This is a genomic window from Paraperlucidibaca sp. (assembly GCF_982810325.1).
The window spans coordinates 1-3,273 of sequence record NZ_CEYEMI010000064.1; the positions used below are offsets into that span (position 1 = coordinate 1).

The 3,273-nt window shown below is 47.8% G+C and carries 4 protein-coding genes and 1 pseudogene; 1 reads left to right on the forward strand and 4 read right to left on the reverse strand.

What is annotated here, in order from left to right; all coding sequences use genetic code 11:
- Positions 1–3: 3 nt before the first annotated feature.
- The 4 genes and pseudogenes from AC3DKE_RS11090 to AC3DKE_RS11105 form a co-directional block, all read right to left on the reverse strand.
- Complete coding sequence (locus AC3DKE_RS11090; RefSeq protein ID WP_484217203.1) at positions 4–1,101, reverse strand: fatty acid desaturase; 1,098 nt, start codon at positions 1,099–1,101, stop codon at positions 4–6.
- 82 nt (positions 1,102–1,183) lie between these two features.
- On the reverse strand, positions 1,184–2,233 hold the full coding sequence (locus AC3DKE_RS11095; protein ID WP_379068993.1) for an AraC family transcriptional regulator: 1,050 nt from the start codon (positions 2,231–2,233) through the stop codon (positions 1,184–1,186).
- Positions 2,234–2,343: 110 nt separating this feature from the next.
- A pseudogene (locus AC3DKE_RS11100) lies at positions 2,344–2,481 on the reverse strand (hypothetical protein); the annotation flags it as partial.
- A 180-nt stretch (positions 2,482–2,661) separates the two neighbouring features.
- Complete coding sequence (locus AC3DKE_RS11105) at positions 2,662–2,871, reverse strand: hypothetical protein (RefSeq protein ID WP_487990729.1); 210 nt, start codon at positions 2,869–2,871, stop codon at positions 2,662–2,664.
- Between AC3DKE_RS11105 and AC3DKE_RS11110 the strand changes: the two genes are divergently transcribed.
- Entirely contained in the window at positions 2,785–3,057 is a 273-nt protein-coding gene (locus tag AC3DKE_RS11110; protein WP_487990728.1) for a hypothetical protein, read from the forward strand. The two genes, AC3DKE_RS11105 and AC3DKE_RS11110, sit on opposite strands and share 87 nt — an antisense overlap.
- Positions 3,058–3,273: the final 216 nt, after the last annotated feature.

A 3,273-nucleotide genomic window follows, 5' to 3' on the forward strand; every position in this document is an offset into this window, starting at 1 on the left:
TCATTATCGACTCACTAGAACTGCAGGGTTAGTAACTTGCTTAAAGCTATTGGCGCGTTTAAATGTGCCAATATCATTAAATCGAACACCCATTTCACGCATAACGTTATGTGCAATTTTTGCATTCCACTGGCGAATATAGAACGGCTCTTTCACGGCAAAATGATGAATTGCGTGAGTGCTGCCGAAGTTGAAGCAAAATAACTGCATTGGCATCAGCCACCAAGGGTTTAGTACTTGGCATTGCTGCATGACATTACGCGCTTCAACATCACCGTAATAGTGCATATTTGAGCTTATGAAATGTAGACAGAATGTGCGCAAGAGGCTGGGTAACATATAGACCACAGCAAACACGTTTAGACCATTAAGAAAGCCGGCATACCAAGTAGGAAGCGTGATACTAAAACTTAGTGCACTGGCGATGAGTAGCACGACATGGGTGACGACCCAAGTATGGAATAGTGCGTAATATACGGTGCCCAAGGGAAAGTAGGCATGCAGCTGCTCTTTACCCATGGCGCGTGCTTCAGCGGCAGTCGCTGGCTTTTGCGATTTGATATAAGCCTTTGTGGCACGCAGCATTTCCGTTGGCCGCAGGTATACGGCCATCATATTGTCACCCAACATCACTAGGCGCTTGATGCCCCAGGGCACGCCATTAGTGATGCCGCGCTCCTCTAGATCAGACTCAGTGCCGGAAAATTTATGATGGTGCAAGTGCAGCTTACGGCGCACAAACGGATTGACGGTGCTGGCACGAGCCACCCAACCTAGCGCTAGCATGAGATTGTTGGCCCAAGGCTTTTTACGGAAATACATCAAGTGAATCAGGTCGTGCTCAAGCTCATGAATGAAGGAGGCGAAGAGGGCAGTGAGCGGCACGCAGACCCACCAAGCGATAACGCCTTGAACGTAGAGCACGCCGCTGGCAATCATGCCCAGCAATGACAGAGCCATAATGCTGGCCCCAATGAAGTCCTGATGTTTTAGCCAGTGATGACGCTCTCGTAATGCGACACCGGCATCAAGCACTTTGGTGCGAATATAAACAGACTTTTGCTCATCCGTTAGTAGCTCAGCTTTGACTGCGGCATTCATAACGCCCCCTTCTTTTGATTATGTGTATGCAGAGTAGGGCTTACGATTGATTGTAGTGAGGGGGTATTACGCCAAAAATCTGTCAATTAAGGCCATTGCTAAAGTCTCGACGCCAATCACGTGGAGATAGCCCACTCCATTTACGAAAAGCGCGAGTGAAGTTAGCAGGATCTTGGTAGCCCAATGACTGTGCTATGGCCTCTATTGATAAGCTGATGTTATGTAATAAGTCACACGCATGTTGGTAGCGGGCGGCATCTAGTAAGCGCTGATAACTTTGCCCCTCTGCTTGCAGTCGGCGCTTGAGAGTGCGTTCTGACATATGCAAAATTTGGGCGAGGGTATTTAGGTCTGGATATTGATAGCGATGACGCTGGAAAAGCTCACTTACCTGCACGCTGAGTGTTAACTCGCTTCTTACCATTTTCGCCATTTCTTGCTCGCATTGAGCAATCGCTATTTGAGCTGTTGCAGGATTTGCCGATGCAATTGGTGTGTCTAATAAACTAATAGGAAAGCGAATTTGTGGGCTGCTTTGATTAAAGTGAAAACGTGGCAGCCGCTCTTTGTAACGCGCGTAATAGCTTGGTTCAGCATAGGGTACCCATATTTCGCTTTGCCAGCCTGAAGGTGTGCTACCGCCGTGAATGATCCGGCCAAACAGACAACATAGCTCGACTAGAACCATATTGAATATAGCTTCATATAAGCTGCCTAAAGGCCTGGTTGCCTGTAGCTCGACCACCATGTGGCCGCCTTCTTGGTGGATATTGGTATGGAATAGAGGGACGCGGGCACTTAAGTAGCGTTGACTTAACGCTAGTGCGTCTCCAACCGTAGCGCAGCTCATCAAGCCAAAGCCTATAAAGCCGTGTTTAGTGATCTGGCTGGCCAAACCAATTTCGTAAGCGATACTGGGGTCTTGGCTGACGCGTAATGCATTGCTTAATATCAGCGCATGTTGCTCGCCAGAGATGTACCGGTCGTGCTCAGCTAGTTGCGCGAGCGTGAGTCCAGTGCTGGCTAATACGTCCTGCTCGCACAATCCACGGCCACGCATTAAGTCGACTAAAAAATGGCCATAAATAGCGGGTAGGCGATTGCTGCTGAGGTCGTTACTGACGCTACTCATTCAATTCACCTTAGCCATGGTGCGGCATTGAACTTATTTAACCTAAGTGGTATTTGGTCCTAGCAAATCATGATCGATTCACTAAGACAGTTGCGTTTTAGCCTTAGAAGCTAACTTGTCAGTTTTTTGGCCGGGATAAACGACATAGCATGCTCTGTGAGTGCAGTGATCGTTAGTGACGGATTCGCGCCGAGGTTAGCACCCAACATTGAGCCATCACAAACCATCATGTTTTTGTAGCCGTAAAGGTACTGACAAGTTAACTCGACGGCTGGGATAATTTGCCCATGAGTACCTACATACGACATCGTTGTCATCCCAGCATCATCAGCTATGCGGTATAGGTCCACTATCGCTTCAACTTGAGCTTCCGCGATATAGAAGATTTACTGGCAGAGAAGGGCATCTCTGTCAGTTATGGGGCGATCCTATTGTGGTGCATCAAGTTTGGACCAGCATACGCTCGCAAGCTCAAACGCAAGCATATCGGATTTGGCGATACGCTTTATCTTGATGAGGTATTCATCAAGATAAATGGAAAGCAGCACTACTTGTGGCGAGCCGTCGATCAGGATGGCGAAGTGGTCGATGTCTTTGTTGAGAGTAGGCGCAATGGTGATGTGGCAAAGCAATCGCATGAGTTGACGCGATTTCGAGAGCGAGGAATGAGGCGGTTTAAATCGCCGAGCCAGACTCAGCTATTTCTAACGAATCATGCAGCAGTTTCCAACTTATTCAATCTTGGAAGACACCTAACCACAGAAAATTATTATCGACGCAGTAGGACAGCTGCGTTCGCAACGTGGAGGGCAGTGGTTGCTTAGAGGCGTAAGGGGCAACTTTTGCTAAGTCTGAAAGTTAACTTGTCAGTACCCTCAGGCCGGGTGGTTTTCCTTACGGACTGTCCGTATCAAGACAAGAGAAGAGAAGTGATGGCAATTGATTGGAATATTTCGAGTCATTTTAGATCCATCTCATCACACTATTGTAGTGGTCTAATGATTTCGGACACCAACTTAGGCGAAAATGATCGCCATAGA

Excerpts from the sequence above, each read along its gene's own strand:
- AC3DKE_RS11090 (WP_484217203.1), bottom strand. The coding sequence starts at position 1,101 with ATGAATGCCGCAGTCAAAGCTGAGCTACTAACGGATGAGCAAAAGTCT.
- AC3DKE_RS11095 (WP_379068993.1), bottom strand. The coding sequence starts at position 2,233 with ATGAGTAGCGTCAGTAACGACCTCAGCAGCAATCGCCTACCCGCTATT.
- AC3DKE_RS11105 (WP_487990729.1), bottom strand. The coding sequence starts at position 2,871 with ATGCGATTGCTTTGCCACATCACCATTGCGCCTACTCTCAACAAAGAC.